The 2,322-nt window shown below is 61.0% G+C and carries 2 protein-coding genes and 1 pseudogene; 1 reads left to right on the forward strand and 2 read right to left on the reverse strand.

Annotation, left to right across the window (positions count from 1 at the left end; translation table 11 throughout):
* On the forward strand, positions 1 to 427 hold a 427-nt coding region (locus JNL55_RS25250; RefSeq protein ID WP_293860847.1), incomplete at its 5' end, for a M15 family metallopeptidase.
* On the opposite strand, the gene JNL55_RS25255 is transcribed toward JNL55_RS25250, so the two are convergent.
* Positions 424 to 1,692 (reverse strand): amidohydrolase family protein, encoded by a 1,269-nt coding sequence (locus tag JNL55_RS25255; RefSeq protein ID WP_293860850.1) that lies wholly within the window; start codon positions 1,690 to 1,692, stop codon positions 424 to 426. The two genes, JNL55_RS25250 and JNL55_RS25255, sit on opposite strands and share 4 nt — an antisense overlap.
* Before the next feature lie 74 nt (positions 1,693 to 1,766).
* Positions 1,767 to 2,322 (reverse strand): annotated as a pseudogene (locus tag JNL55_RS25260) (TonB-dependent receptor); the annotation flags it as partial.

Consider the following 2,322-nt stretch of genomic DNA (forward strand, 5'->3'; position numbering starts at 1 on the left):
TTTGGTTCGCGCGCATCGCAAGCTTGCTGAGCAGGGTTTCGGAATCGCGTTGTTCGATGGCTACCGGCCGTGGTACGCAACGCGCATGTTCTGGGATGCCGTGCCGCCGGAGAGTCGGCCGTTCGTGGCTGATCCTTCTCAGGGCTCGCGACACAATCGCGGTTGTGCGGCGGACATCAGCTTGTTCGATCTGAAGACCGGCAAGGTGGTGGATATGGTGGGTCGTTACGACGAGCCGTCGTCGCGCTCGTCGCCGCTGCATGTCGGCGGCACGTCGCTGCAACGCTGGCGTCGCGACTTGTTGAAGAACGCCATGGAAGCGGAAGGCTTCGACGTCATCGTCAATGAATGGTGGCACTTCGACTTCGGCGAATGGCGGCAGTACCCGATCATGAATTTCGATTTCAGCGAGCTGGGTAAGAACTAGTTGGCTCGGTCGTGCCGGCGCACGACCTTGCCGTTTTTCATCACGAACGTCACGTTCGCCAGCGTGCGAGCGTCGGCGAGCGGGTTTGCTGAGACGGCGATCAGGTCGGCGTACTGTCCTTCCGCAATCGAGCCGCGCTCGGCTTCCAGCTTCAGCAGCTTCGCCGCATTGAAGGTCATCGCCTTGACGATGTAGTCCGCTGGGATGCCAGCATCGATCCAGCCTTCGATGAAGTCCGACGTCATGCGGCCGCGATCTCGGCCGGCCAGGTCCTCGGTGACGTCGCTGCCGAACGCCAGCGGCACGCCTATCTGATACGCGCGACGCAATCTCTCCACCCTGGCTCGTGCATTGGCTTCGGAGGCGGCAGGATTCGCGGGCTTGCCCAAGCGAACATGACTCAAAGGCTTTTCGGTGCCGACCAAATACACGCCTTTCTGTTTCATCAATTTGAGTGTCGCGTCCGAAACGGTGTAGCCGTGCTCGATGCTGTCAGCGCCGCCGAGGATGGCGGGCACTGCGGTCATGTCTTCCTTCGCATGAACCGCGAGTGTCAGGCCGGCGCGATGAGCTTCATCAGCGGCGACACGAACTTCCTCTTCCGTGTAAGTGCCATGAGTTTGGCCTCGTGGATCAGAGACGAGCTTGATCACCCGCGCGCCATAAAAGATGTTCTTGCGCACGGCTTTGCGAACGTCATCGACGCCGTCAGCATCGATGTATTCGTACTGCCAGCAGGTCCCAACTTCGATGGGAGCGCTGTCCTGTTGGGCGCCGAACGGAGCGATGATCTTGCCCGCGTTGACGATGGTCGGGCCCACGAACAAACCGGCTTCGATGGCCTTGCGTAAATCCGTGTCGACGAAATTGCCGGCATTGCCCAGATCGCGAACTGTAGTGAAGCCTGACGCCAGCATGTCCTGTGCACGCCGCATTCCCATGAGCGCGCGATAGCCGTTGCCATGCTCAACATAGTTCGCACACAGCGTACCGGTGTAGTCGTAGCTGAGATGGGTGTGTAGATCCATCAAGCCGGGCAGTACCCAGCTCGAAGAGAGATCGATCACCGTCGACGGGGCAGGCGAGGGCAGGCGGTCGGTGATAGAGACGATCTTCGCGCCGTCGATCAGTACGACTCGGTCGTGGCTGACGACGCCCTTGGCCGGGTCGACTAGATGACCCACCTTGATGGCGATGCTCTCGGCCGACGCGACCGATGCACAAGCAGACAACGCGAACGTTGCGATAACGATGAGTTTGCGCAAGAGAAAGACCTCGCCAAAAAAAGCGGGCCGGCGTGAGCTGCCGGCCCTGTCTGACTTCCAGAGCGAAGCGTTCGTTACAGGCTGGCGCGCAGGCCCAGCGAAATGTATCGACCGAGCAGGTCGTACAGGCCGGGATACGTGCCGCCGTTGGAGTACGAGAGGATGTAGTTCGCGCCGATGATGGGCGGGCTGCGATCCAGCACGTTGTTGATCGCCAGGCTCACGTTCACTTTCTCACGCATGCGCCAGTTCGCTGCCAGGTCGAAATAGTTCTGCGCACCGATGGCCGCATCGACCGCCGGAATCGAGCCGCCGATCTGCGGCAGCGTGCGATCCGACTTCACCGCACCGATGTAACGCCAGCTGAGCGACACATCGATATCCGCCGGTGTGTACCAAGTTGCGCGCAGCTTGTGCCGCCAAGTCGGCGACGGCTGGCCGCAAGTGGTGCCGAAGGTTTCTACGCAGTCGTAGCTACGCACATCCGGCAGCGCTTCGATCTCACGCTTCTCGAGCCGGGTACCGGACAACGCCAAGCCGATGCTGCCCATGGCGATCGGTCGAATGTATCCAGCATTCACGTCGAGACCCGACGTGCGCAGCGAGCCGGCGTTGGTGAGGCGACCATCG

It is taken from the genome of Steroidobacter sp., assembly GCF_016790065.1.
In the GTDB taxonomy this organism is placed as follows: Bacteria; Pseudomonadota; Gammaproteobacteria; order Steroidobacterales; family Steroidobacteraceae; genus Steroidobacter.